Raw genomic sequence first — 23,796 nt, forward strand, 5'->3', positions numbered from 1 at the left:
GCCTGGAGGTTCCATGCTAAAAGGGAACTAGTTTCAATAGGATTGCGACTAGTTCCGCATGACCATATCCACTCATGGCGCGCTATCGCGCCTGCATAAATTCGCCGGCGTAATCATTGCGCCCTTTCTCATTGTCGCAGCGTTAAGCGGGTTTCTCTATGCCTTGGCGCCCACCTTTGAACCGTGGATTTACCACGATGAGGTGACAGCCACCGCGCCAGGCAACCCACGCAGCCTAGACGAGCAGATTGCCGCCGCCCAGCGCGAGCACCCAGATGGGCACGTGGTTCAGGTCGAGCCTTCCGAGGATCCGCAAGAAACCACCCGCGTGCTATTCGCAGACCCCAGCGCACCCAACGCCAGTTACACCCACGCCGTCTTTGTGGATCCGGTGGATCTGCATATCACCGGCGAACTACAACAATATGGCGGATCCCGCGCGCTGCCCTTCCGTACGTGGGCCTCCGATGGCCACCGCACCCTGTGGCTGGGCGAGCCTGGCCGCCTCTATGCCGAACTCGCGGCCTCGTGGCTCGGTGCGCTGAGCATCCTTGGCCTTTACCTGTGGCTTAAGCGTAAGCGGAAGAATAGAAAGCGGCTTTCCAAGCCGCTGACGTTGCATGCCCGCGTGGGCACTTGGTTGCTGCCAGGCTTTCTCTTCCTGACCGTCACCGGCCTGACGTGGTCGCTGGTGGCGGGTACCGCGATTGGTAAGGTGCGCGAGGAACTGAATTGGAAGGAACCGTCCGTGGCAACCTCCGTTACGGAAGTGGGCGCTAGCACTGAGACGGGGGAGCATTCCGGCCACGCTGGTCACAAGGGCCATGGGGGTCATGCGGGTCATGCGGGACACGAGGGCGGTGCGAAACTTGTCGGGGCCCAAACCGCATTGTCGGCAGCACGCAGCCAAGGATTGACCGGGGTTCTGGAGATGACCCCACCGGAAAAGCCAGGCGATGCGTGGGGCGTGCGCGAGGCTCGTGCGGCCTTTAAGCTGCGCAGCGATGCCGTAGCAGTGACCCCGAACGGGGAGGTCATCGACCGCATTAATTCCGCCGACTGGCCGCTTGCCGCACAGCTAACCTCGTGGCTCATCCAGCTGCACATGGGGACGCTTTTTGGCATCTATAGTCAGATCGCCTTGGCGGCGCTGGCCTTGGGACTGCTCGTGGTGAGTGGCGCTGGCTTGTGGATGTGGTGGACAAAGCCGCGCCGCGGCCTGCCCGAGCTAAAAATTACCCCCGCCGTGCTGGCGGGGGTGGTGGCCTACTCGATCATCGCGCCGCTCTTTGGCGCCTCGCTTGTGATCTTTTTCCTAGGCGATTGGATTGTGCGGCGGTTGCGCGCCCCGAAGCGGGGCCGGGGCGCGGCCGCAGGTGAGACTATTCCTCGCCCTCGGGGCGAATCTTCATCTCGGAGTCTTGCCACAGACCGGAGCGGGTAAAGTCCTCATAATCGATCTCGGCGGGGACTGGGGCATTGCCCTGTGAATCGGTACGCAGCTCGTACTTTTCAATGGCGCCCCAATCGCGGGCCCAGTCATTATTGAGGTAGCTCGGGATCTCGTAGGAGTAGTTGACCGCCTCCGCGGTGGACATGGCGCCACCGCCGGAGAAGGACTGGAAGTCCGTCAGCGAGGTCTGTGCCGAGGAATCCGGCAGGATGCGGTACTCCGGGATTTCCGTGACACCGGCAAAGTGGTCGAAGGTGCGCTGGCACGGGAACTGCAGGGCTACGGCCCAGTCCAGCAGCGCCGGGGTGTCCTTGGAGAACTGGTTATTGATGGTATCCAGCTCCGGTACGCGCGGCGGGGTAAAGGCCAGCCAATCATCCTCATCGGTGGAATCATCCGTGGCTACCAGGCGCACCACGTTGGCGTCTTGCGGCAGCTTATCCAGCGGCAGGCGCAGGTTGCGCCACTTGGGCGTGGCACCGACGGCGGAGAGTTCCTCCTCGCCGGTATTGGTGACCTTGCCGGAGTCATCGATGGTGCCGTACTCGAGGCTAAGCTTCATGCCTTCTTGCTCTACCCCGTTGACATCGTGGTGGTAGATATTGCCGGCTGCGGACACGGCGAGGACCGGGGTATTGTCCTTGGCCTCTGGTAGGTTGTACCACTTGGTGGTTACTTCAGAGGTGGAGTCTTGGCCCTCGTTATAGGAACCGAGCACCGGCACCTTGGTGTAGTCCAGGTTGAATGGCAGGTGCATGGTGGAGCCATTGACGCCCTGGGTGCCGCGCACGCCGCCCTCAGAGGTATTGGTGGTTTCCTTGGACTTCTTGTCCTTCTTATCCTTCGACTCCTGGGAATCGGCAGAATCGCTCGCGCCGCCGGATTCAGCATCCGCGCCCGAGGTGGCAGTATCTGCGCTATCGGAGGAGGAATCGCTGGAGCCATCCGCGATGGCACCCACGGAGGCGGAGTTTTGGTTTTCCGGCTCGATGGATTCCGGGATGAAGTTCGGGTCGAAACCGGTGTGGGTTTCGTCCTCATCCACCAGGGAATCGCCCAAGTCGCCGTCCACCGGGGTCAGGAAGGAGTCATTGGTATTGGTCTCCACCATGGTCTGATCCGCCAGCGCGCAGGTATTGCCGCGCAGGGAAGCCAGGTTTCCCTTGCCCACGGAGTAGGAATCCGCCTGGGAGACGGTGGCCTTAGCAAAGGAAGCACAAGAAAGCGCTACCACGATGGCGCAGGCCAGAGCGATGGGTGCGGACATGATGCCGGCCGAACGTGAGACCTTGGCGGCGGCATTCTTTTCAAACTCAGCGAGTGCGCCAGCCTCTTCTGCCTGGGACTTGCGGTAGCTATGGCGCAGGGACTGCACCACGCCGATGGCGAAAATGATGAGGGCGATGGCGAGCAGCACCTTATTGGCCTCGATGGCCTTGAGCTGCACCGTGCGATCCCACCACGGAATGCCAAAGGAGGATACGTACCACCAGGCGTTCCAGCCGGCGAAGGAGATGGCGAGCAAGAAGACCACCGCGGCGATGGAGAAGGTGCGAGCGCGCGGCGAACGCAGCGCAAACTGAGAGAGCACCACGGCACCGAGGGCGGCGATGACACCGGCCACGCCGGCGTAGATGCCAAAGTGGTGGGTCCACTTGGTGGGGGTGAACATGAGGAAGAACATGGACAGCGCCACGATGATGAGCAGGCGCTGGGTCGGGCCGACGGCAGCACCAACGACGCGGCGGTCCTTGATAAAGGCCGCCACGATGAGCACTAGGCAGAAGAGCATGGTGAAGACCGCGAAGCGGCGGGTCAGCGAGCCATCCACGGATTCCTGGAAAAGGGTGGAGTAGCGCGCGTACTCGGCGTACCACGGCAGGGAGGGGCCGACCTCGGAGCGCACGCGAGTGGATTCCAGCACGGTAGACAGCGTCTGGTCACCAAAGGCGGCGACCATGATGGCGGTGCCAGCGCTCAGGAATGGCGCAATGAGCGAAAGCCAGCCGAGGGCGCCACCGCCCATGGACGGTACGCGCTCGGCCATGGCGCGGAAGAGGTGCGGCAGACTGACGAGGAATACACCCACGGCAAAAAGGCCGGTGGGGCCGGCGGCCAAGGTGATGGTTGCGGCGATGGTGCCCACGGCCGCCGGAAGCAGGCGGCGGGTGGCAATGGCGCGCTCGAAGGAAGCCCAGGTAAACATCACACCGAGCGCCACGATGGGTTCTGGGCGAGTGCCGTTGTTATACGGCAGCCAGAAGGCCAAGAACATCAGCGCTGCGGTCCAGTGGGCGACCCGGCGGCCGTCGACAAGCTGGCCAAAGCGCGGCAGCATCTCGCGGGAAAGGATAAACCAGATGATGAGCCCGGAAATCAGGCCCGGCAGGCGCACGAAGACCGAGGCGGTAGAAATCTGGGAGAGTACGGCAACCAGGTCATAGTAAGGGGAGCCGAAGGGCGCCTCCGGCACGCCGTACCAGCGGTAGTAATTGGCCATGTAGGTCGCGTGATCGAAGACGCGGCTCATGGAGAAGATGAAGCCATCATCGGAGGTATTGGCGCCGAGGATGTACCAGAATCCCAAAATGGCGGCCACCACGCCATCGAGCGGGCGCACCTTCTTCCACGTCTCGGGCATGAAGCCGAAGCGGCGGCCATCGAGGCGGTCGATGCGCCACAGGCAGAACAGGGACACGACCACCATGGCGATGCCCAGCCACATGGCAATGGTCTTGAGCAACGTCGGGGACGAGGTAAAGCGGGAGTTGATATCGACGTGGACATTGAGGCCATCGTCAAGCAGGGCTTGCACGTCAGCCTTATCGTCGATTTCGGTATAGACACCGGTGACCTGCGGGCGCAGATCCTCCTCGGTGGTCTTTTCATGCTCGCCCACGCTCACGGAGGTGCCATCGCCCGAAGCGGAAATTTCAATCTTGGCGTCCTGGGGGAGCTTGGCTACCTCTTTGGCATTGAGGGTAAGCAACACCTCATCCAAGGACACAACGGACAGGCCCTCGTCATTCGCGCGGACGAAAAGGCCGCGATTGGAGGCTTTCTTGGACTCCGGCGGGACGGTGCCGTAGACCATGGACTGGCCCTCGCGCAGTTCATCGACTGCGGAGATGGGGATGGTGGCCTTCAGGTCCTCCGGGGCGACGGAAATGAGCGGCGCGTTGATGGACTGCACGGAATCATGCTGTGGCCAATCATAAGAGGACTGGGTTTGGGTCACCGGCAGTAGCGGGGTCGCTACAAAACACAGGAAACCAATCAGCCCGGCAATGATTGCGGTCCACCGCAGGCCCGCGGGGGCGGCGGTGAAGCGGGAGCCGGCAGCGGCAGGTCGCGCTTGGGTGGTATTCGTAGTGAGGCTATCTGACACGGCGATTAGTTTACGTCAGATAACCCCTTCGGCCCGCGGGCACACCCTGCCGCGGGCGGGAAGTGTGGGTGAACTTACTTGGTGCGAACGGCTGTTACAAAGGGGCCGGTTTGCTGCAACTTCCAGCCTTCATCAAAAACGTCGGCATTGAAGAAGACCGCGCGGTAGCGAATATTCGGCTGGTTGGGATAGATATCCTCTGCCAGGTGGAACTTGAAGCCATCGTCCTTATTTTCCAGGTCGCCGCGGAACATCATGACATCCGGGCCGCGCCAGGCGGCAGAATCCAAGGCCTTGCGGAACTCCTCCGGCTGCATATCCCAGGAGTCATTGGCCCAAGTTTCAATCTGCTCGTTGCGGGTGCTGAACTCGCCCAAGGGATTGGCGTAGTGGCTGGTAAAGGCGTTAAAGCCCCAGTAGGGGTAATAAGACATGAAGGTCTTCTCATCCGTGAGCACCACCGTTTCATCCGGCGTATAGCCCTGGTCTTGAATGAAGTTGTGGATATCTAGGTAGTAGTGGGCGGAATCGCTGGTGAAGCGGTCAGCGCGTTCGCCATAGCCATCAGTATCGCTATAGGCGTGATCGATGGCGTCCTCGTTGGCCTCTGGGATCTGCTGCGCATAGAAGACGCCGGCCAGGGCCAAGATGATGCCAAAGACCGCGGTGATCTGCTTATTGGTGGTGTGGGAGAAACGCGCCGGGTAGAGGCGGTGCACGCCGAGTAGACGAATCTCTGCCAGGGCCAGGATGCCGGCGGTGGCAAAGAGGAGCACCACGATGACCTCGAGGCGGAAGCTGAGCAGCGTGGTACCGGCCAGGGTTGCCACCATAGACACCACGGTCCACAGGTAGGTGCCAAGGAGGGAGATGCCCAGCGCGCGTACCTCCACGTCATTGAGGCGGATGACGATGTAGATAAGCCCCATGAGGCAGAGGAAGCCCACAATGCTGAAAGACAAGAAAGGCACTGGAATCTGCGTGCCTTCCTCCGGCAGGTAGTGCTGCGCGGTGGTCTGCAGCGGCACCGGTGAGTGCATGACCGACCATAGGTAGGGCCCCCAGGCGATAAGCGCGATGGCAATGGAGCCTACCGCCATAATCGCCAGGCGCAGGATGGGGCGCCACGTATGCTCATAGAGCGCGGTAAACAGCGCGATGAGGCTGACTACTGTAAGTGCGGCCGCACCGGTGAAAAGGGTATAGAACGTAGCGGAAATGCCCAGGTAGAGCGTTACTCCCAGGGTGGCCAGCCAGGAGCCGCGGAAGGCGCGGGCGCTAAGTACCGCAATGGCGGGCAGCCCCATGGCAATGACCGCGGAATAGGGCTCCTCGGCCGCGATGGTGAGCGTAATCGCGGTGGTCACCAGGGCGATGGCGGTGGCGACCGGCAGGGAACTGGTCAGGCGCTGCCAGATGGGCACCAAAATACAGCCGGCCACGGCAATGGAGATGAGCGCCCAGGGCTGGTAGACCTCCCAGCCCGGAATTCCCATGAGCGCACCCAAGCGGCCGCCCAACCAGAACCAGCCAATGGGGTAAAAGGACGGCATGTCCTGGTAGTTCATGTCCGCATAGCCCATCTCATCCACCGAACGGGTGAGGAACTGGGTGCGGAAGGCCTGGTCCACCTGCACGCCATCGAGCCACAAGCGGGAGGCGGACAGCGGCAGGCCCACGGCGGCCAGGGTCAGCAAAGCGGGAGACAGGTAGGTGACCGCGTAGGTCAGCCAGGCCCGCCAGCGTGGCCGGGCAAAGGACTCCTTGTAGTGGTCATAGAGCCACCACACGCACAGCCCGCCGGCCAGGGCCAGCGTGAGCACCACACCCACCGTGGTCAACGCGCGGGTGACCATGGAGGTATTAAAGGACGGTAGCGAGACCGTCTTGAAGGCAAACCAGCCCAGCAGCGTTACCACGCCACCGGCCAGGGCGGCCAGCACAAGACCCAGCAAGGTCGCGCGAGGGGTCAGCGCATCGGCGCGGTAGGCCTCGGTGCGGTTATCCTCGCTCACGGGCGTTGACTGGGCGGGTACAGCGGTGCTTGTCATGCCCATTAGTTTCGCATACCCAAGCCCCACAACCCAGATTTGGCGCGGGCAGGACAGTACTTGCTTGCCGACGTCCCCCTGATACACCACCGCCCCCGTCACTTCCCTCGCCGCGGGGTGCGGCGAGGGGGAAGGGTGGGGGCGGGGTGGAGGCGAGCGGGCCGGCTAGCGCCAGCGCGGAAAGCCGCGGCGTTTAGAACGGCAGCTTGCGGAAGACGGCCTGCGGGATGAACTTGAATGCCAAAGACACGTACTCAAACAGTGGGTGTACGAAGATGGACTGCTTGCCCTCGAGTACGGCCTTGACGGTGGCCTCGGCAACGTCGGAGACGTTGACGGTTAGTGGGGCGTCGCCAGCCTCGGCGGACATCTTGGTGCGCACCTGGCCCGGGCGGACAACCAGCACGTTGGCTCCGGTGCCACGCAGGGCCTCGCCCAGGTTGATGTAGAAGCCGTCCACGCCGGCCTTGGAGGCGCCGTAGACAAAGTTGGACCGGCGCACGCGCATGCCTGCCACGGAGGACATAGCGATGATGGTGCCGTGGCCCTGGTGCTTGAACTTCTCGCCCAAGAGCACGCCTACGGACACCGGTGCGGTGTAGTTGGTCTGTGCGGAGGCGACGGCCTTGTCGTGGTTTTGCCACAGCTCTTCCTGGTCACCCAGGGTGCCGAAGGCGACGATGGCCACGTCGACGTCGCCGCGGGCCCAGGCTTTATTAATAACGTCTGGGTGGGAGTCGAAGTCGGTGGCATCGAAGTCCAAGACCTCTACGTCAGCGCCACGGGATTCTAGGTCAGCCTTGGCCTGGGCGATGCGCGGGGACTCCGGGCGGGCGGCCAGGGTGACCTTGGCCGGGCCGCGCTGCAGGAACTCGGAGACGACGCCGAGGCCGATCTCAGAGGTGCCGCCCAGAAGCAGGATGTGTTGCGCTTGGCCTACTGCATTAAGCATGGTTAGTAAATCTCCTTAAAGGTGTTATTTCCAGTGATTAGTGCAGCTCGAGGCGGCGGGACATATCGGAGGCAAAGACGCCGGTCGGGTCGATCTCGTTGCGGGTCTTCAGCCAGCCTTCCATGCCCGGGTACATCTTGTGGAAGTTCTCCGCGGAGGTGCGGGATTCCTTGGCTAGGTAGAGGCGGCCGCCGAATTCCATCACGCGGCGGTCCAGGTCATCCAGGAACTTGCCCAGGCCCGGACGGATGGGGAAGTCCACGCAGACATTCCAGCCCGGCATCGGGTAGGACAGCGGCGCGCGGTTGCCTTCACCGAAGAGTTTGAACACGTTGAGGGCGGAGTAGTGGCCGGAGCGCTGCATATCGCGGATGATCTCCTTGAACGGCTCCACGGCCTCGGTCGGTACCACGAACTGGTACTGCAGGAAGCCCTTGGAGCCGTAGCCGCGGTTCCACTCGCCGATGAGATCCAGCGGCTGGTAGAACTGCGTCAGGTTCTTGACCTGGTTCTTCGCCGGTGCGCCCATGGTGTAGTACGCCAGACCCACAGCGGAGAGGGAGAGCTTATTCATGGTCCAGGACGGGAAGATATCCGGCACCGTCATCAGCTGCGGCGCATTGAACTTCAGTGGGTCCTTGGCCAGCTTCGGGGCGAGCTCTTCCAGTTGTGCCAGGGTGGCCAGTGAGCCGCGGGAAATGGTGGAGCGGCCCAGCTTTGGTTCTGGCGAAATGACATCGAACCAGGCGGAAGAATAGGTGTAGTTGTGCTCGGAGCCATCGGAGTGGAACGCGATGGTTTCATCCAAGTTATCGGTGCGGTCCGTATCCGCGATGAAGTAGGCGGTTTCCGTCTTGGTCATGCGGATGGTGGCGCGCAGGATGATGCCGGTCAGGCCCATGCCGCCGACGGTGGCCCAGAAGAGGTCGCCGCTCGGGTCGTCCTCGGAGCCCTCCGGGGTCAGGTGCAGCACGCGGCCATCGGCCACGAGCAGCTCCATGGAGACGACGTGGTCACCAAAGGAACCGGCGGAGTGGTGGTTCTTGCCGTGAATATCCGGGCCGATAGCACCACCGATGGTGACCTGGCGGGTACCCGGTAGAACCGGAACCCACAGGCCATATGGCAGGGCGGCCTTCATCAGCTGATCCAAGGTGACGCCGCCATCGACGTCCACCAGAGCGGACTCCGGGTCGATGGAGTGGATCTTATTGAGTTTTTGCATGTCGATGACCAGGCCACCGCCATTTTGGGCGGGGTCACCGTAGGAGCGGCCCATACCGCGGGCGATGACGCCACGGCGCAGGTGGGCGGGCTTATCCGAGTTATCTTCTGCAACCTGGGCCACGGCCTTCTTAATGACGTCCACGTCTTCGGTGGCGAGAACGTGGGCGGTCGTCGGGGCGGTGCGGCCCCAGCCGTGCAGGGACTTTTCAGTGGTATGTAATTCCATCTCTTACTCTTTGCTCGACGGATTTATGTCGCTTCTCTAGCCTACCTAGCTCACACGAGGGTGGTTGGAGTGACCCGAGTGATATTCGGTACAAAACGGACGTTTGTACTGCCCGAATGTGCCCGTTTACAGATCCATGAGTGTGCGGATCTCCTCCGGCAGCTCCTCCTGGGATTCAATAATGGGGCCATCGTACTCCCGCAAAAGTTCATAGACGCGAGCCCGTGAGGAGGAATCCAGCATGGGCAATTCCTCTGCCATCAGGCGAGTCATGAAAGGGCTCAACGGCACATCGGTATGCTCCGTGGCCTCGAAGTGGCCGTTGCGCTTATCGTCCTCCGCGCGCACATCCTGTGCCGCCTGTTGCGCCGGCGTCATATGCTCTGTCTTTTCCGAGTACATGCGCATTAGCTTACCGCCGCTTAAAGTAGTCGCTATGACCAACAACCGTGAGATGCACGATCAGCGCCAAGACAATTACGCCCTCGATGACACCCTGGCTGGCCGCATCACCCAGGCTGCCGCCGTGGGCATTGCGACCTCCTATCCGGATTGGATCACGTCCAAGGGCGGTTTGATCACCGCGTATACCTTGTCTTTCTTTGGCTTTGGCGCCCTGGTGGCCTATACCAACGCGCACGCTGAGCAGGATGGTGATGAGCCGCGCTCGCCGCAGGATAGTGCCGATCAAGGCCTCAAGCTGTGGGCTATTTTTGCCGCAGTGGTGCTGCTGCTCATCCTGGGCGGCTGGATGAACGTTGCCCTTTCCCGCCGCATGGTGAAGTTCCTGCGCAAGCGCGGTGCCAAGCGGCCGTGGACCCTCTTGGGTGCCATTGGTGCGGCGCTGACGTTCCTCATTAGTGAGCTAGAAGCACGGGATATTGCAAAACTAGCTTCCTAAAACTTGCGTATGGTGGGGCTCATGAACGCAGGGGTCACCGATATCGCACAGGCGCGGGCCAAACGCGCCGATGGCGTGGTACCCCTCAAGCGCGAGCCCCTCACTATCATCTGCCAAGCCGCGAATATTCGCGCCGATGGCGAGGTGCACCGCCAGATAGGTTTTAGCGATGCCCTGACCTTCACCGAGCTGCACCGCGTGCTGCGCATCTGCTTTGGCCTGCCGGAGGAGGAATCCCCCTGGCACTTTTATGAACACACCGAGGCCCGTGGCCCGCGCATCGATCCGGAGCGCCAGGCCTCCGAATTCCTGTGGCGCGAGGGCGATCAAATCGACTTCGCCTGGGGACTGTGGGACTTCGAGCTAGTAGTAGCCGAGATTTATCCCCGCGATAATGGCACCCCAGAGGCGTTGTGCGTGGGTGGCTCCGGATCGCTCTTTCAGCCTTTTGAGCTGACCAGCGTCAACCGCGAATTGACTGGCCAAGAGGTTACCGATGAAGTCTTTTCCGCGGTATCGTCCCCCGTGCGCAATTTGATTGAGCGCACCAAACTCTATGATTTTGTCCCGCTACTGCAAGCGATGGACCTAGGCAGGGAAACCGACCTCACACCGCATACCGCCCGCGTGCTCGCCAGCCTGCCGCGCGAGGTGACCCATGAAGGCAAAGACGCCTTTTGGTCCATGGCGCTGGCCCTATCCTGCATGGGTGGCGCGGAGCTGACCGATTCCGTCGTGGAGACCACCATGGATGCGCTCGGCTGGGTCAATGACGATGGCACGGCGCTCTCCGGCGCCGACGTGCGGGAGCTGTGTGCGGCGTCTCTACAGCAATTAGCCGGGGTAGGCGCTTATGGCGCCGGATCCGCCGCGCCGGTGGATCGGTTGGACATGTACCGAGCGCTCTTGCGCGGGTAGGCTACTCACTCGTGACTAATTCCGCTGACGACGCCGTAGAAGTAAAGCCCTCGTCCACCTCGCTGCACACCCAGCTGGTGCGTTTTATTTCCGTGGGCGTATTTACCGCCGCCATTGACTATGGTCTCACGCTGCTATTGACCTATTTGGGGCTGCACCGTTCCGCCGCCAAGGCCATCGGTTGGGTTTTTGGCACCATCGCCGCCTACCTAGCCAATGCGCGGTGGACCTTTGGGGCCAAGGTGTCTGGCCGCACGGCCGCGACCGTGGGCATCTTGTACGCCTCTACCTTTGCGGTCCAAAACTTCCTGTATTGGGTGCTCAATGAGCCGCTTATGGCCCTCGGCTTTGAGGGGGCGGTGAAAGACACCATCGCCTTCGTCATCGCCCAAGGCGTGGCCACGGTGACCAACTTTGCCATTCAAAGGGTCTTTATCTTTAAGGAAAAGTAGATGGCAGCAGCCTCCCCACGGACGTGGCGCGGCGCGGCCCAGCGGGCTTCGCGCTCGACCAGCCTGCGCGTGCAAAGCGCCAAGTTCGCGGTGACGGGGGCACTTGCCGCGCTTATCGACGTCTCCTTAACCTGGCTCCTGCAGATCGGCTTCGGCCTGCTGAGCGCCGATCCGGCGCGGGCGGTGGGCTTTATCGTCGGTACCTGGGCGGCCTATCTGCTCAATCGCCGCTGGACCTTTAAAGCCAAAGCCACCGCGGTGCGCTTCGCCGGGGTACTTGCCACCTACGGCGTGACCTTCGTGGTCAATATGGTGGCCTATAAGTTCCTCTTTGAGCTTTTCGACGTCCACTGGGAGTGGAACTCCACCCTCTCCCTCGTGGTGGCCTTTGCCATCTCGCAGGGCACCGCCACCGTGGTGAACTTTGCGGTGCAGCGCTGGATTATTTTTAGGAAGGCGGGAGTCAGGGTCGTCGCCAAGCAGGATCCGTCCTAGCCCTGGTGCGGCCGGCGGAAATCTTCTTGGCGCCCGCGGTTGTGGAGCTTGAGCCATTCGATAAAGCCGGCCGGATCGTGGCGCTGGACCAAGAAGAACCAGCCAAAGCGGGCAAATTCCTGGGGTAGTAGCTTGCGCATGCCGCGCTGCCACAGCAGGTAGCCGCGATTGCGGTAGGTGAAAAAGCGCTTGAACTCACCTTCTGGGTACTGGGTATGCATCTTGCCGCCCAGGATGGGCTTGAACTCATCCGATCCGTCCGGGTGCAGGTAGCTGGTGGTCAGCGCCGTGCCGAAGGAGAGACCGGAATTAACCAGCCGGCGGTGGTATTCCACCTCATCGCCGCGGATAAACAGCCGGTAGTCCGGCACGCCAATGATCTCCATGGCCGCGGCGGAAATCAGCGCGCCGTTAAAAAGTGAGGCGATGCCGGGCAGGAAATCGCCCTCCAGTTCGTCCATCCGGCGGCGCCATACCAGCCCCTGGCGCAGGGGGAAGGCGAGGCGGCCGGGATCGTCAATATTGCATACCGCCGGGGAGACCTCATGTAGGCGGTTGGCTTCCGCCACCCGATACAGCTCTGCTAGTACCGCGTGATCGGCAGGGCGGCCGTCATCATCGGCGCACCACACGGCATCGGCGCCCAAAGAAAGAGCGGTAAGAAAGCCCAGTGCAAAGCCCCCGGCGCCGCCCAGGTTGGTTTCCGAAGGCACGTAGACGCCCCGGTCACCCGCCATGGATTCGACGAGTTCGCGCACCGCATCTTCCGCGCCATTATCCACCACGACTACCCACTGCACGGGGTGGGTTTGGTGGACTACCTGTTCAAGCGAGGCCCGCAGTAGCTCGGCGCGCTGATGGGTAACAATGACGGCGGCGGTGGAACCGGTGGAAGTCAGGGTGGCAGTCATGGGTTCCATCTTGCCACCGGGGTAGGGGACCAGCGTAGAAACACTCCGCGTGGGTGAAGCGAAAAGTAGATATGACCGCAGCTCTGTGGATACTGTGAAGTGTATGGAAAGTATCTGGCCGCCTTTTGCGGTGACCATACGGGCCAGCGATGATACTGGCCGTGGAGTCGACCTGCGCGTCATGCGCGATGAAGACATCGCGTGCGTGGCCCAAGTCGGTGCGGCAGATATCTATGGCGCGAATATCCCAGAGCACGCCTTTCCTTGGCTCTTTGATAAGAAGATGAATACCCCCGCCGCCATGGCGCAGCACCGGTGGGAGCATCGTGCAAAGCTATGTACCCAAAAGTGGACCCTGGATTTCATCGCCCGCGACGTAGAAACCCAAGAAATGGTGGGTGTGGTGGACTTGGTGGCAGAAAACTTTGCGGCTGCGCGGGAGGTGGAAACCGCATCATGGGTATTACACCGCTTCCAAAGCCAAGGCTATGGCACGCTTATCCGCCAAGCGGTGGCCGAGTTTTCCTTCTCCCACCTCGATGCGCATTCGCTGCGCACCAGTTGGATAGGGACCAATCTTGCCTCAGCCCGGGTGAGTGAAAAGATGGGCTACCGCATAAGTACCGAGAAAAAGGAAGAGCCTGCCGGCCCAGAAAAAATTAACCGGCCGGTGGTTAGCGCGCGACTTAGCGCCACGGACTATCACCGGCCGGAAGGGCTGCGGGTGGACGTGAAAGGTGTGGGGGACCAGTTGCTGCGTATGCTCAGCTAGTTGCCGCTGGTGTCCTCATTTTCAAAACGCTCGCGCAGGTCGCGCACGTACTCACCCACCTCAGGGCCTTCGTATTCCCCGACGACCTCGGAAACCTCGCCCACCGAGCGGATCTCGCCGTGGTCGATCCACAGCGCGGTATTACACAGCTGCGCCAAGAAGTCATTGGAGTGGGAGGCAAAGACCAGGATGCCGGAGCGCTTCACCAGCTCTTGTAGGCGTACACGGGCCTTGGCCATGAAAGCAGCGTCGACGGCGCCGATGCCCTCATCCAACAGCAGGATTTCCGGCTCAATGGACGTCACCACGCCGAGCGCCAAGCGCACGCGCATACCGGTGGAATAGGTGCGCAGCGGCATGGAGAGATAATCGCCGAGTTCAGAAAACTCCGCAATCTCATCCATCTTTTTCTTCATTTGCTTGATGGACTGGCCCAAAAAGAGGCCACGGATAATGATGTTGTCGTAGCCAGAGACCTCTGGGTCCATGCCCACGCCCAAATCAAAGACGGGGGCCACGCGGCCGCGTACATCGGCAGAACCGCGGGTGGGCTCGTAAATGCCAGACAAAAGGCGCAGCAGGGTGGACTTGCCGGCGCCGTTATGGCCCACCAAACCCACACGGTCGCCCTCGCGCAGGTGCAGGTTAATATCCTTTAGTGCCTCCACCACGACGGTATTCTGGGCGTTTTTGCCAATGGCGCCGCCAGCGGAAGAAAGCATGGCCTTCTTTAGCGAGCGGGATTTGGCATCAAAGATGGGAAAGTCCACGCACGCGTTATACGTATCAATCGAGACCATCAGTCTGTATCCTTTCCAGGAATCTCAGGAAGTGCAGGGCGTGGGCTTAAACCCAGTAGCTGACGCGGAAGCGCCACTTGCGCATGACCAAGCCGGCGATGAGCAGGCCGAGTACGGTGCAACCGATGACGATCCACCAGTGGTAGGCGGCCACCGGTTCACCGATCATGGGCGCACGGACGATTTCCAGGTAGTGGTAGAGCGGGTTGATTTCCGCGATGCGGGCGCGGCTGGCCACCGCACCGCCCTGGTCCTTCAAGGTATTGGTCATCCACACAATCGGGGTGACGTAGAACAGCAGCTGGGTCAGTGCTTCTAGCAGCGGAGCGACGTCACGGAAGCGGGTAGCGATGATGCCAAAGAACATCGTGACCCACACGCCGTTGACCAGCAACAAGGCCAAGCCGGGGAGGAAGAGGAAGAACTCCCAGCCTAGGCTGCGCGGGAAGATAAGGATAAGCAGTAACCAGATGATGAGGTTATGGCCCAAAAACAACGTCTGGCGCCACACCAAGCGGTAAACGTGCACCGACAGCGGGGCGGGGAGCTGTTTAATCAAGCCCTCGTTGTCAATGAAGACGGTGGAACCTTCCTTGATGCAACCCGAAATGAAGGTCCACATAATAAGGCCCACGGTGACGTGGGGGAGGAACTCCGCGACAGGAATCTGGAAGAGCATGGAATACAACAGGCCCAAGGCAAGGGCCATCACGCCGGTGGCGATGGTGATCCAAAACGGGCCCAGGACAGAGCGGCGGTAGCGCTGCTTAATATCTTGAATGCCCAGTTTGAACCACAGCTCGCGCTGCTGTGCACCCTGCACCAGGTCCGCGAAGGCGGCCTTGAGGGTCTCGGACTGGGACGCTGGGGTGGCCTCGCCGTCTGGCTGGGAGGTCATGCGGGCGATATCAGCGCGCAGTTGATTGTTATCTTGCACGCTCAACACCCTAGCGCGCGGGCTGGGCAAACGGGAACTACACGCCGCCAGCCTGCGAAAACAGCGGTATCCAGCGAAAATTCAGATTTGGGAAACTTGGGACAAACGCGTATACAGTAGGAAACCGACCGCCACTGTGTGGCGATGCCTAGTGCGATAAAGAAGGGGACCGTAATGCCAGCAGGAGCTTCGGCACACTACGACGTATTCAGTGTGCGCGGTTTATACACCGGGCTATCTGATGGTTGGACCTACCTCAACGCGCACGCGGTGCCCCAAATCTCTGAGCGCGTCGCCTCCGGCGTGGCGCGCTCCTTCCGGATGTCTACTGCAGTGGCCCCCCAGGAGGGGCCAGGCGGCGCCCACTCTGCTACGCCCGCGCCGGGCCGTTTGGAAGGCGATGGTAATTACACCGCCGCACGCATGGCTGTAGCGGATCTGACCGGATCCAAGGCAGACCGCGTGGTGCTTGGCCCGTCCTTGCCCGTGTTGTACCAGTCCTTGGCGCACGCGGCCCGCCCGCTGTTGGGCAGCAATTCCTCGGTGGTGCTCTCCAAACTGGATCCGCCGTCTTTGTACTCGGCGTTTTCTGAGGTCAAGGCAGAAACCCGGTGGGCCCAGCCAGATTTGGGCACGGGTGAGCTGCCAGGTTTCCAATTTGCCGAGCTTGTCGATGGCTCCACGCGACTCGTTGCCTTCTCCGCCGCGCACGAGCTTTTGGGCACGGTATCCCCGGCCGCCGAGATCATTGACACCGTCCATGAGCGCTCCCGCGCCTGGACGCTTCTCGACGTCTCTGCGATCGCCCCCTACCGCCCCATCAACTTTGATGATCTCGGCGCCGATATCTTGGGCCTTGACCTGGGACTGCTGGGCGGACCGCAGCTAGCAGCTTTGGTCTTCCGCGATACCCGCATGTTCCGCCGCCTCGACTCCCTCGATCCGGTGCATACCGGCAAGGGCGCCCGCAAGCTGGAAACGCCCATTTCCTCTGGTCTGGCCGGCGGTGTCGGACCGCTTGTAGACCATCTTGCCGCCCTCGCCGGTGGGGAGAGCGGCTCGCGCCGCAAGCGCCTGCGCACTTCTATGGATGCGCTCAGCATCTACTTGGAGGATCTGCGCGCTGACCTCTATTCCTTCTTGAGCACCCTGCCCGCCGTGCATATTCTTGGCGTGACCGGGGAAGCGGCCGCGGGCGCCTCCGACGATCGCCTGCCGCGCCTCACCTTCGCAGTAAAGGGTGTTCCGGCCGAGACCGTGTACAAGCGCCTCTTCGATAACGGCCTTGTTACCACGCTTGCCCCGCAGACCCCGTTGCTCACGGAGATGGGCGTGGAAGAAATTGGCGGTGCCGTTACCGTTGCGCTCGGCCCCTTCAACACCCATCACGACGTCGAGCATCTCATCCGCGTCGTAGCCTCGCTGGCCTAAACGTTAAGCACCAAGGTGCCGGTGACCTCGCCGCTGTCTAGGGCGGTGTGGGCTTGGGCGGCGTCGGCAAGCGGGTAAGTAGCATGCAGCGCGTGCTTTACTCGGCCGTCTTCCAGCATGGGCCATACATTTTCTACCGTGCCCGCAACAATCTGTGCCTTGTCTTCTAAGTCGCGGGCGCGCAACGTCGTGCCCTGGACGGTCAGGCGCTTGGGCAGCATGGCACCCAAGTTGATTTCCGCCTTGGTGCCGCCCTGCATGCCAATGATAATGAGCTTGCCGTCCTTAGCCAGGCACTTCATATTCTTTTCCAGATATTTCGCGCCGATGATGTCCAAAATGACATCGCAGCTTCCCTTCAACTCTTCTACGAAGTCGTGCTCCTTATAGTTGATGAGAATATCGGCGCCCAGCTCGCGGCAACGATCCAGCTTCTCCTGTGAACCGGCCGTCACCGCCACCTCTGCGCCGAGCGCCTTGGCTACCTGAATGGCAAAAGTGCCAATGCCGCCGCCCCCGCCATGGATGAGGACGCGCTGGCCCTCGTGAAGGCCCGCCTCAATGCCCAGGTTGGACCACACGGTGCATCCGACCTCAACTACCGCTGCAGTTTCCTCAACGCTCAACCCCTTGGGCACGGGAAGCAGCTGGCCCTGCGGAACCGCAACGTATTCGGCGTAGCCACCACCCGCGAGCAGACAGCCCACCTCGGTGCCTACCTCCCAGTTCGTATCCCCGGCATCGGCGATGGTGCCTGCTGCTTCTAAGCCCAAGATTTCCGATGCCCCCGGTGGCGGCGGATAGGCACCCATCGTCTGCAGGATATCGCCCCGGTTAACGCCGGCTGCCTGCACCTTGACGAGCACTTCGCCGGGGCGCAGCTGCGGGACATCGACTTCGCGGAGCTCTAAGGACCGACGATCCTGCGGGTCGGTCTGAACGATAGCCTTCATGTGTGTTGTAGTCATGGGCCCAATCTAACGAACCTTGTGTGTCCTGTGCCACGAAATTCGGAGTATCCTACGGTGACATTCAGTGCTGCAGGTGGCTTTTTGGGAAACCGGGCTATCAATTTAGTACACTGACTAAGTTGCTTCGTAGGCGCGAAGAGCGTTTACGAAATACAACGTGGAGACGTGGCAGAGCGGCCGAATGCACCGGTCTTGAAAACCGGCGAGGTAATACCTCCGCGGGTTCAAATCCCGCCGTCTCCGCAGCTGCCTAAGCTTCCTTTCTAAGTTAAAGGAGCATAGAAGCTTATAGCTTCTGAGTGAGGGAGTGCAGTATTTAAGGCACCCTACCGATTCGGTAGGGTGCCTACTCACGTTGTGGGACGGTTTCGCTGGGTGACAGTGAAAATTAAGTCCACGGCCAGACAGCGTTTACATTGAGCTTCTACCTTGAGGTACGGGCTTTTAAACACCGTTAACGTTGAGGCGACTATGACAAATTACATTTCCTACTTGGCCGAGGAGCAGATACCGGCATCGTATGACTGGCTATGGAGCGGGCTAGGAGCCGTCATCGTCATTGGTCTGTTGGTCTTTTGGGTGGCCTCTCTCATTTCCATCATCCGTTCGGGATATAGCGGAGGCGTCAAGGTATTGCTGGTGATGGCGGCATTTGCCTACCCGTTTCTAGGGCCACTTGTCTGGTTCCTTTTTGCGCGAAATAAGGAGCATAAGACCAAAATCGACCGTTAGGCTGCGGTCTTGCCAAGGGGCATTCGGTTACTGCTGCTCGAGCCAGGAATTGATGCCGCCGCGCAAGGAGACGACGTGGGGGAAGCCGCGCTTGCGGAGGGCATCGACGGCTTGGGCGGAGCGGATGCCACTGGCGCAGTAGATAACCGCCGCAGCATCTGGTTCGATGTCGGGATCTTCGCCGGCGAGGATGCGGTCGAGGTCAAAGTGCGTGGAATTGGGGATGGCGGATTGGGTGCGCTCGGGGGAGGTGCGGACGTCGATAAGCGGAGCGTGCGGGGGAACCTCGCGGACCTCGGGGGCGTCGGCAGGCTGAGTAGGTTGTGCGCCGGTGGACTGAAGCGGGATATATTCCCAGGTACCGGAAAGGGCGTCGAAGTAGCCGAGCGTGCCGATGAGTGGGGTGCCTACGCCGGTGATGAGTTTGAGCGCTTCGAGCGCCATGGCTGAGCCGACAATGCCGACCACTGGTCCCAGAACTCCGGCCTGGGAGCAGGAAGGAACCTCGCCGGGTGCGGGAGCGGTGGGGAAGACATCCTCGTAGACGGGGCCGTGGCCGGACCAGAACACGCTGAGCTGTGCGTCGAAGCCGAGGATGGAGGCCCATACGTGCGGTATGCCGAGCTCGTGGGCAGCCCAGGAGCTGAGGTAGCGGGCGTCGAAGTTATCGGTGCCGTCGAGGATGAGATCGCAGCCGTGTAGCTGCTCGAGCGCTGTCGCTGATTCGAGGCGGCCGTGGCAGGTGATGTCCACCTCTGGATTGAGCGCGCGCACAGCAGTCGCGGCGGAATCCTTCTTCGGTGTGCCGATGGCTGCGGTGGTGTGGATGACTTGGCGGTGCAGGTTGGAGGGGGAGACCACGTCGTCGTCGAAAAGCGAAATGCGGCCCACACCCGCGCCGGCGAGGTAGAGCAGGGCCGGGGAGCCCAGGCCACCGGCGCCAATGACCGCTACGTGGGCGTCGCTGAGCTTGCGCTGACCCTCCTCGCCCCAGAGCGCTTCCTGGCGGGCATAGCGGATGCTCATTCCAGACCCACCCAATTGGTGGAACCATCGCCGTGGCTTTGCTCCTTCCAGATGGGGACTTCCGCCTTGACGCGATCGGCGCATTCCTCGGCGGCACGGAAGGCATCGCCGCGGTGCGCGGCGGCCGCTACTACTGCAAAGGCGAGGTCGCCAACCTTGAGATCCCCCGTGCGGTGGGCGGCCCACAGGCGCACTGGGTGGTTGGCTGCGACGGAATCGGTGACGTCTTGCAGCTTCTCTGGCGCAGATGGGTGGGCGCTATAGGAAAGTAGGGTGACATTTGGCCGTCCGCCATCGTGATCGCGGACGATGCCCTCAAAGGTGACGACAGCACCCATGGCGGCCGTGGCGGCCTCTTCCTTGGCAGCGGCAAGGAGGGATTCAAGGGGTTGATCGCTCAGCAGCGTGCCAATGGTGCGGCCGGTTTGCTCGGCCACATAGGAGGGATCAGTGCTCATGTTTTCCTTCTAACATATCGACGATCGGAACGATTAATTCTTCCAAAATCGCGCAGCCATCTTTTACCCCGCCGGTAGAACCGGGAAGCGTCATGGCAAAGGTGGAGTCATTGACGCCGGCAATGGCGCGGGAGGCCACCGCGGTGGGCACGGTTTCCAATCCCTTCTGCCAGAAGGCCACCGCGATGCCAGGCAGCTCGCGGGTGATGTGTGGGGCGACGGCCTCGACAGTGCGGTCATCGTGTGTCAGCCCAGTGCCGCCAGAAGTTAGGATGACCGCGGGCTTTTCGGCAAAGGCGGCGGCAACGGCGGCGGCGATCTCGGCATCGGGGACGATGCGCGCGTCGGGGCAGTCAAAGCCCTTGCGGCGCAAGAACTCCACCGCGATGGGGCCGGAGCGGTCCTCGTAGATGCCCGCTGCGGCGCGAGTAGAGGCGACGATGACGATGGCGGTGCGCTGTGGGCTCATAGTGGGTAGACCTCCACTTCCTGGCCTTCTTCCAGGCGTTGACCGGCAGGGATGCGGATGAGATGGGTGGCGTCTGCCGCTTGGGCGAGCAGGTGGGAGCTGGCACCACCAAGGATATGGGCGCGGGAATCGACGCGCCCGCGGCGAAATTGGTCCTTGTGCGGGAGGCCCTCGATGCCCGCGGCGAGGGGGACGCGGAAAGGCTCCGGCGCCCAACCGAGCGCAGGGGCGACAAAGAGGCGGAAACTCACCAACGTGGAAATGGGGTTTCCAGGCAAGCAGATCACTGGGGTGTCGTGAAAAGTGGCGATGCCCTGCGGGCCGCCGGGCTGCTGGTCCACATGGCCGAACCAGCCTTCGAGTACCTGGCGGACTACTTCAAATTTCCCCGCGGAGATTCCGCCTGAGGTAATGATGGCATCCGGGCGGTGCTGCGCGATGGATTCCGTGAAAGCGCACTCAAGGGCCTGTGGGTCATCGTCGGTAGTGATATAGCCGGCGACGTCGATGCCGGCGCGGTGGGCCATTGCCGTTAAGAGTGGCGCATTGGCATCCGGAATGGCGGCGCTGCCGTGACCGATTTCCGCGCCGCCGGTGCAGATGAGGATGCGGGCGGGGCGGTAGACCTCTACCTCGGCGATTCCTTGAGACGCGAGGGCGGCCAAGCGCACTGGCGTGAGCTTATCGCCGCGGGCGGCGAGGAGGGCGCCTTCTTCCAGGTCGGAGCCGGTGCGGCGGATGAATTGGCCTGGCGAGGCCTCTGGCGCGGTAATGCGGTCACCCGGGGAGAGGAATTCTTGTGGTTCGCAGCGCTCGATGGGCACGATGGCTGCAGTTCCTTCCGGGACCTTGGCGCCGGTCATGATGGGGCAGGCGCCGGCAAGCGGGCCGTCGAGTACCTGGGCGGGCTCAGCGCCGGCCGCGATGGTGGGGCCCACCGGGTAGGTCCCGGCCGCACACTGCGGAAGGGCGTAGCCGTCCATCTGGGAGTTATCAAAGCGAGGGGAGGGGAACCCGGCGTGGATATCCGCAGCCAGCACCATATCCTGTGCCTGGGTGAGGGGCACGGTGGTGGTTTGGCGTGCGGGCAGGGCCGCGGCGACCTCGCGCGCGTGAGTCTCGGGTGTGCGCATGGCGGCTAGTTTACCCGCGGTCTCGACAGGGCATGGGCGTGCGGGGCATAGTGGAGGGCATGTTGACCGTTCACTATTTCGCCGCCGCCCGCGCCGCTGCGGGCGTGGCTTCTGAGCAGGTAGAAGCCCCCGCCACATTAGGTGATCTGGTGGCGCAGCTGGGCAGGGAACATACCGGTACCACCGAGGCCGGCATGAGCCTGAAAGAGGTCTTGGGGCGCTGTAGCTTTCTTATCGACGGCGCCGGGAACACCGCCATGGATTCCCCGCTGGCTGGTGTTACCCGGGTGGACGTCCTGCCGCCGTTTGCGGGAGGCTAATCCCGCTGCCGCAGCGGGCTAGTAAAGAAGTTGATGACGCTGCTGACGATGGACAGCACGATGGCGCCGATGATTGCGGCACCCCAGGAGTCGATGACGAGGTGGCCGATTCCCAGGTCCAGGGAATTGAGCGCCCACTCCACGATGATGAGCGCGGCGCCGTTGATGACGAGGGAGAAAAGTCCGAGCGTAAGGCAGGTCAGCGGCGCGCCGAGGACGCGCAGTACCGGCATGACCACGGCATTAATAATGATGAAGACGATGGCGATGGCGATGAAATTGCCAGTCTCAGCCGGGGTGATGGTGATGCCGGGAATGACGGCGACCACTGCCCACAGCGCCACCGCGATGGCAAAGACGTTCAGGGCGAAGTTGATGAGCGAGCGCATTTAGCCTCCTATGGTTGCGTTCCACGCCTGCAACAGGGTGTCGGTTTCTTCCTCGGTGGTCACGGTAATGCGTATGCCTTCGCTAAACGCGCGCACGAGCACGCCGTGTTCGGCCAGGCGAGCGGCCACCTCCTGCGGGGTACCAAGGCGGGCCAGATTCGCGGCCGGCAGCCAGACATGGTTTGCCTCGGAATGCGGCACTCCCCAGTCCTGCAAGGCTTCTTCTAGGCGCTCGCGCTGGGCGACGGCCTCATCGGTGCGCTCACGCAATGAATCCTGCGCCGCCAGTGCCGCGCGCGCACCAACCTGGGCTACGGTGCTGGCGGAGAAGGGGATGGCCACCTTATTGAGGGCCTCAATAATATTTTCTGGCCCGAAGGCATAACCGATGCGTACCCCGGCCAGGCCATAAGCTTTGGAAAAGGTGCGTAGGCACACCAGGTTGGGATAGGTGCCCACCAGCTCCGTACCCAACGGAATGTTGGTGGCACGGTTGTATTCGATATAGGCCTCGTCGAGGGCAACGAGGACGTCGGCAGGCACGGCATCCATGAAGGCGGCGAACTCGTCCTTGGTCACCGTGGTGCCGGACGGGTTATTGGGATTGCACACGAAGATAAGCCGGGTCTTGTCCGTAATCTTGTCCGCCATGGCCGGCAGATCCACGCGCTGGTCTGCACCTAGCGGAACCGGGATGGGGTGGGCGCCGACTACCTGGGCGAAGATGGGGTAGGCCTCGAAGGAGCGCCACGGGAAGAGGACCTCTTCACCAGGGGTAGCGGCAATTTCCACCAACTGTTGGCATAGCGCGGACGATCCGGTGCCCACCGCAACCTGTCCATATTCCACACCCAGGTGCGCGGCGAGGTCCTCGCGCAGCGCGGTGGCCGCAATATCCGGGTAACGGTTGGCCTTCGTCACGGCCTCCGCCATGGCCGCGGCCGCCTCCGGCAGCGGCGGGTGCGCGGCCTCATTAGAGGAGAGCTTGAGCGCGTCATCGTTGCGCGCACCGGCGACGTAGGCGGGGATGGCTTTCAGGTCTGGGCGAATCATGCCTCCCACTTTAGGGCCTGCGTCTTTGCTGCGGGCGTGAAAGCAGGGGGCTAGTTTGGCAGCGGCGGGGCAGGCAGGTATCCTCAAACGAGGTTCCTTGCGAACCGTGGAGATGTGCCAGAGCGGCCGAATGGGGCTCCCTGCTAAGGAGTTGACCCTTCTGGGGTCCGGAGGTTCGAATCCTCTCATCTCCGCCATCTAATCCCGAGCGTGCGAGCTCGGGATTTTCTTAATTTAGGTGGTGCCGCAAAGCTGGGTTAAGGGTCAAAATGTGTGTCTGGCTCGGCGTGTCGCGGGGGTTAGATTTGGCCTTTTTGAATGCCGATTGAGT

General features: G+C 61.9%; 24 protein-coding genes and 2 tRNA genes. 11 read left to right on the plus strand and 15 right to left on the minus strand.

Annotated features, from left to right (window positions below; genetic code table 11):
• Positions 1 to 58: 58 nt before the first annotated feature.
• Positions 59 to 1,444, plus strand: a complete 1,386-nt coding sequence (locus tag QP915_RS10335; RefSeq protein WP_284769271.1) for a PepSY-associated TM helix domain-containing protein — start codon at positions 59 to 61, stop codon at positions 1,442 to 1,444.
• Here QP915_RS10335 and QP915_RS10340 read toward each other — a convergent pair.
• From QP915_RS10340 to QP915_RS10360, 5 genes are all read right to left on the minus strand, one after another.
• Positions 1,383 to 4,841, minus strand: coding sequence for an arabinosyltransferase domain-containing protein (locus QP915_RS10340; RefSeq protein ID WP_284769272.1), 3,459 nt, complete (start codon positions 4,839 to 4,841; stop codon positions 1,383 to 1,385). The genes QP915_RS10335 and QP915_RS10340 overlap by 62 nt on opposite strands.
• Positions 4,842 to 4,915: 74 nt before the next feature.
• Positions 4,916 to 6,892, minus strand: coding sequence for a galactan 5-O-arabinofuranosyltransferase (locus QP915_RS10345; protein ID WP_284769273.1), 1,977 nt, complete (start codon positions 6,890 to 6,892; stop codon positions 4,916 to 4,918).
• 193 nt (positions 6,893 to 7,085) lie between these two features.
• Entirely contained in the window at positions 7,086 to 7,844 is a 759-nt protein-coding gene (gene dprE2 / locus QP915_RS10350; protein WP_239273708.1) for a decaprenylphospho-beta-D-erythro-pentofuranosid-2-ulose 2-reductase, read from the minus strand.
• A 37-nt stretch (positions 7,845 to 7,881) separates the two neighbouring features.
• Complete coding sequence (gene dprE1 / locus QP915_RS10355; protein ID WP_005329755.1) at positions 7,882 to 9,297, minus strand: decaprenylphosphoryl-beta-D-ribose oxidase; 1,416 nt, start codon at positions 9,295 to 9,297, stop codon at positions 7,882 to 7,884.
• Positions 9,298 to 9,423: 126 nt separating this feature from the next.
• Positions 9,424 to 9,699 (minus strand): hypothetical protein, encoded by a 276-nt coding sequence (locus QP915_RS10360; RefSeq protein WP_198492349.1) that lies wholly within the window; start codon positions 9,697 to 9,699, stop codon positions 9,424 to 9,426.
• 34 nt (positions 9,700 to 9,733) lie between these two features.
• On the opposite strand from QP915_RS10360, the gene QP915_RS10365 reads away from it, so the two are divergent.
• From QP915_RS10365 to QP915_RS10380, 4 genes are read left to right on the plus strand one after another with little or no spacing between them, the layout of a single operon-like run.
• Complete coding sequence (locus tag QP915_RS10365) at positions 9,734 to 10,198, plus strand: hypothetical protein (RefSeq protein ID WP_284766417.1); 465 nt, start codon at positions 9,734 to 9,736, stop codon at positions 10,196 to 10,198.
• A 9-nt stretch (positions 10,199 to 10,207) separates the two neighbouring features.
• Entirely contained in the window at positions 10,208 to 11,116 is a 909-nt protein-coding gene (locus tag QP915_RS10370) for a plasmid pRiA4b ORF-3 family protein (protein WP_284769283.1), read from the plus strand.
• Positions 11,117 to 11,127: 11 nt separating this feature from the next.
• Positions 11,128 to 11,568, plus strand: a complete 441-nt coding sequence (locus tag QP915_RS10375) for a GtrA family protein (protein WP_284769274.1) — start codon at positions 11,128 to 11,130, stop codon at positions 11,566 to 11,568.
• The gene (locus QP915_RS10380; protein WP_284769275.1) at positions 11,569 to 12,063 is read left to right on the plus strand and encodes a GtrA family protein; all 495 of its coding nucleotides are present in this window, start codon (positions 11,569 to 11,571) and stop codon (positions 12,061 to 12,063) included.
• Here QP915_RS10380 and glfT1 read toward each other — a convergent pair.
• Positions 12,060 to 12,983 carry a galactofuranosyltransferase GlfT1 gene (gene glfT1, locus QP915_RS10385; protein ID WP_284766415.1) on the minus strand — a complete coding sequence of 308 codons (924 nt, stop codon included), beginning with the start codon at positions 12,981 to 12,983 and terminating at the stop codon, positions 12,060 to 12,062. The two genes, QP915_RS10380 and glfT1, sit on opposite strands and share 4 nt — an antisense overlap.
• A gap of 94 nt (positions 12,984 to 13,077) precedes the next feature.
• On the opposite strand from glfT1, the gene QP915_RS10390 reads away from it, so the two are divergent.
• Positions 13,078 to 13,746 carry a GNAT family N-acetyltransferase gene (locus QP915_RS10390; protein WP_284769276.1) on the plus strand — a complete coding sequence of 223 codons (669 nt, stop codon included), beginning with the start codon at positions 13,078 to 13,080 and terminating at the stop codon, positions 13,744 to 13,746.
• Here the strand turns inward: QP915_RS10390 and wzt are convergent.
• Entirely contained in the window at positions 13,743 to 14,546 is an 804-nt protein-coding gene (gene wzt, locus QP915_RS10395) for a galactan export ABC transporter ATP-binding subunit Wzt/RfbE (protein ID WP_005323203.1), read from the minus strand. The genes QP915_RS10390 and wzt overlap by 4 nt on opposite strands.
• 46 nt (positions 14,547 to 14,592) lie before the next feature.
• Positions 14,593 to 15,444 (minus strand): galactan export ABC transporter permease subunit Wzm/RfbD, encoded by an 852-nt coding sequence (wzm, locus tag QP915_RS10400; protein WP_269953837.1) that lies wholly within the window; start codon positions 15,442 to 15,444, stop codon positions 14,593 to 14,595.
• Positions 15,445 to 15,657: 213 nt separating this feature from the next.
• Between wzm and QP915_RS10405 the strand changes: the two genes are divergently transcribed.
• Entirely contained in the window at positions 15,658 to 16,914 is a 1,257-nt protein-coding gene (locus QP915_RS10405; RefSeq protein WP_284769277.1) for an aminotransferase class V-fold PLP-dependent enzyme, read from the plus strand.
• Here QP915_RS10405 and QP915_RS10410 read toward each other — a convergent pair.
• Positions 16,911 to 17,867, minus strand: a complete 957-nt coding sequence (locus QP915_RS10410) for an NAD(P)H-quinone oxidoreductase (RefSeq protein WP_269953836.1) — start codon at positions 17,865 to 17,867, stop codon at positions 16,911 to 16,913. The genes QP915_RS10405 and QP915_RS10410 overlap by 4 nt on opposite strands.
• A gap of 177 nt (positions 17,868 to 18,044) precedes the next feature.
• On the opposite strand from QP915_RS10410, the gene QP915_RS10415 reads away from it, so the two are divergent.
• Together QP915_RS10415 and QP915_RS10420 are read left to right on the plus strand one after the other, a co-directional pair.
• Positions 18,045 to 18,128 (plus strand) — tRNA-Ser (locus QP915_RS10415).
• 228 nt (positions 18,129 to 18,356) lie between these two features.
• On the plus strand, positions 18,357 to 18,617 hold the full coding sequence (locus QP915_RS10420) for a hypothetical protein (RefSeq protein WP_284766412.1): 261 nt from the start codon (positions 18,357 to 18,359) through the stop codon (positions 18,615 to 18,617).
• Between the two features lie 27 nt (positions 18,618 to 18,644).
• Here the strand turns inward: QP915_RS10420 and QP915_RS10425 are convergent, their stop codons facing one another.
• Genes QP915_RS10425 through QP915_RS10440 form a run of 4 tightly spaced genes read right to left on the minus strand, consistent with a single transcriptional unit; the run spans position 18,645 to position 21,703 of the window.
• A complete protein-coding gene (locus QP915_RS10425) occupies positions 18,645 to 19,643 on the minus strand; it encodes a ThiF family adenylyltransferase (RefSeq protein WP_284769278.1) in 999 nt (332 codons plus the stop codon).
• Entirely contained in the window at positions 19,640 to 20,101 is a 462-nt protein-coding gene (locus tag QP915_RS10430) for a molybdenum cofactor biosynthesis protein MoaE (RefSeq protein WP_284769279.1), read from the minus strand. Before QP915_RS10430 ends, QP915_RS10425 begins: the two co-directional genes overlap by 4 nt.
• Positions 20,091 to 20,570, minus strand: coding sequence for a MogA/MoaB family molybdenum cofactor biosynthesis protein (locus QP915_RS10435; RefSeq protein ID WP_284769280.1), 480 nt, complete (start codon positions 20,568 to 20,570; stop codon positions 20,091 to 20,093). The genes QP915_RS10430 and QP915_RS10435 overlap by 11 nt, the downstream gene beginning before the upstream one ends.
• Positions 20,567 to 21,703 (minus strand): molybdopterin molybdotransferase MoeA, encoded by a 1,137-nt coding sequence (locus QP915_RS10440; RefSeq protein WP_284769281.1) that lies wholly within the window; start codon positions 21,701 to 21,703, stop codon positions 20,567 to 20,569. Before QP915_RS10440 ends, QP915_RS10435 begins: the two co-directional genes overlap by 4 nt.
• A gap of 59 nt (positions 21,704 to 21,762) precedes the next feature.
• Here QP915_RS10440 and QP915_RS10445 point away from each other — a divergent pair, with 59 nt between their 5' ends.
• On the plus strand, positions 21,763 to 22,023 hold the full coding sequence (locus QP915_RS10445; protein WP_239194003.1) for a MoaD/ThiS family protein: 261 nt from the start codon (positions 21,763 to 21,765) through the stop codon (positions 22,021 to 22,023).
• Here QP915_RS10445 and QP915_RS10450 read toward each other — a convergent pair.
• Positions 22,020 to 22,412 (minus strand): phage holin family protein, encoded by a 393-nt coding sequence (locus QP915_RS10450; protein WP_204610500.1) that lies wholly within the window; start codon positions 22,410 to 22,412, stop codon positions 22,020 to 22,022. The two genes, QP915_RS10445 and QP915_RS10450, sit on opposite strands and share 4 nt — an antisense overlap.
• On the minus strand, positions 22,413 to 23,465 hold the full coding sequence (gene hisC / locus QP915_RS10455; RefSeq protein WP_284769282.1) for a histidinol-phosphate transaminase: 1,053 nt from the start codon (positions 23,463 to 23,465) through the stop codon (positions 22,413 to 22,415). It lies immediately after the preceding gene.
• Between the two features lie 108 nt (positions 23,466 to 23,573).
• On the opposite strand from hisC, the gene QP915_RS10460 reads away from it, so the two are divergent.
• Positions 23,574 to 23,662 (plus strand) — tRNA-Ser (locus QP915_RS10460).
• The last annotated feature ends 134 nt before the right edge of the window (positions 23,663 to 23,796 follow it).

This window comes from Corynebacterium sp. MSK158 (assembly GCF_030229085.1).
Classification (GTDB): Bacteria; Actinomycetota; Actinomycetes; order Mycobacteriales; family Mycobacteriaceae; genus Corynebacterium.

Excerpts from the sequence above, each read along its gene's own strand:
- QP915_RS10405 (WP_284769277.1), top strand. The coding sequence starts at position 15,658 with ATGCCAGCAGGAGCTTCGGCACACTACGACGTATTCAGTGTGCGCGGT.
- QP915_RS10345 (WP_284769273.1), bottom strand. The coding sequence starts at position 6,892 with ATGACAAGCACCGCTGTACCCGCCCAGTCAACGCCCGTGAGCGAGGAT.
- QP915_RS10390 (WP_284769276.1), top strand. The coding sequence starts at position 13,078 with ATGGAAAGTATCTGGCCGCCTTTTGCGGTGACCATACGGGCCAGCGAT.
- QP915_RS10430 (WP_284769279.1), bottom strand. The coding sequence starts at position 20,101 with ATGAGCACTGATCCCTCCTATGTGGCCGAGCAAACCGGCCGCACCATT.
- QP915_RS10370 (WP_284769283.1), top strand. The coding sequence starts at position 10,208 with ATGGTGGGGCTCATGAACGCAGGGGTCACCGATATCGCACAGGCGCGG.
- glfT1 (WP_284766415.1), bottom strand. The coding sequence starts at position 12,983 with ATGGAACCCATGACTGCCACCCTGACTTCCACCGGTTCCACCGCCGCC.
- QP915_RS10380 (WP_284769275.1), top strand. The coding sequence starts at position 11,569 with ATGGCAGCAGCCTCCCCACGGACGTGGCGCGGCGCGGCCCAGCGGGCT.
- QP915_RS10410 (WP_269953836.1), bottom strand. The coding sequence starts at position 17,867 with ATGAAGGCTATCGTTCAGACCGACCCGCAGGATCGTCGGTCCTTAGAG.
- QP915_RS10420 (WP_284766412.1), top strand. The coding sequence starts at position 18,357 with ATGACAAATTACATTTCCTACTTGGCCGAGGAGCAGATACCGGCATCG.
- dprE2 (WP_239273708.1), bottom strand. The coding sequence starts at position 7,844 with ATGCTTAATGCAGTAGGCCAAGCGCAACACATCCTGCTTCTGGGCGGC.
- QP915_RS10435 (WP_284769280.1), bottom strand. The coding sequence starts at position 20,570 with ATGAGCCCACAGCGCACCGCCATCGTCATCGTCGCCTCTACTCGCGCC.
- dprE1 (WP_005329755.1), bottom strand. The coding sequence starts at position 9,297 with ATGGAATTACATACCACTGAAAAGTCCCTGCACGGCTGGGGCCGCACC.
- QP915_RS10360 (WP_198492349.1), bottom strand. The coding sequence starts at position 9,699 with ATGTACTCGGAAAAGACAGAGCATATGACGCCGGCGCAACAGGCGGCA.
- QP915_RS10445 (WP_239194003.1), top strand. The coding sequence starts at position 21,763 with ATGTTGACCGTTCACTATTTCGCCGCCGCCCGCGCCGCTGCGGGCGTG.
- wzm (WP_269953837.1), bottom strand. The coding sequence starts at position 15,444 with ATGACCTCCCAGCCAGACGGCGAGGCCACCCCAGCGTCCCAGTCCGAG.
- hisC (WP_284769282.1), bottom strand. The coding sequence starts at position 23,465 with ATGATTCGCCCAGACCTGAAAGCCATCCCCGCCTACGTCGCCGGTGCG.
- QP915_RS10335 (WP_284769271.1), top strand. The coding sequence starts at position 59 with ATGACCATATCCACTCATGGCGCGCTATCGCGCCTGCATAAATTCGCC.
- QP915_RS10365 (WP_284766417.1), top strand. The coding sequence starts at position 9,734 with ATGACCAACAACCGTGAGATGCACGATCAGCGCCAAGACAATTACGCC.
- QP915_RS10440 (WP_284769281.1), bottom strand. The coding sequence starts at position 21,703 with ATGCGCACACCCGAGACTCACGCGCGCGAGGTCGCCGCGGCCCTGCCC.
- QP915_RS10450 (WP_204610500.1), bottom strand. The coding sequence starts at position 22,412 with ATGCGCTCGCTCATCAACTTCGCCCTGAACGTCTTTGCCATCGCGGTG.
- wzt (WP_005323203.1), bottom strand. The coding sequence starts at position 14,546 with ATGGTCTCGATTGATACGTATAACGCGTGCGTGGACTTTCCCATCTTT.
- QP915_RS10425 (WP_284769278.1), bottom strand. The coding sequence starts at position 19,643 with ATGAGCATCCGCTATGCCCGCCAGGAAGCGCTCTGGGGCGAGGAGGGT.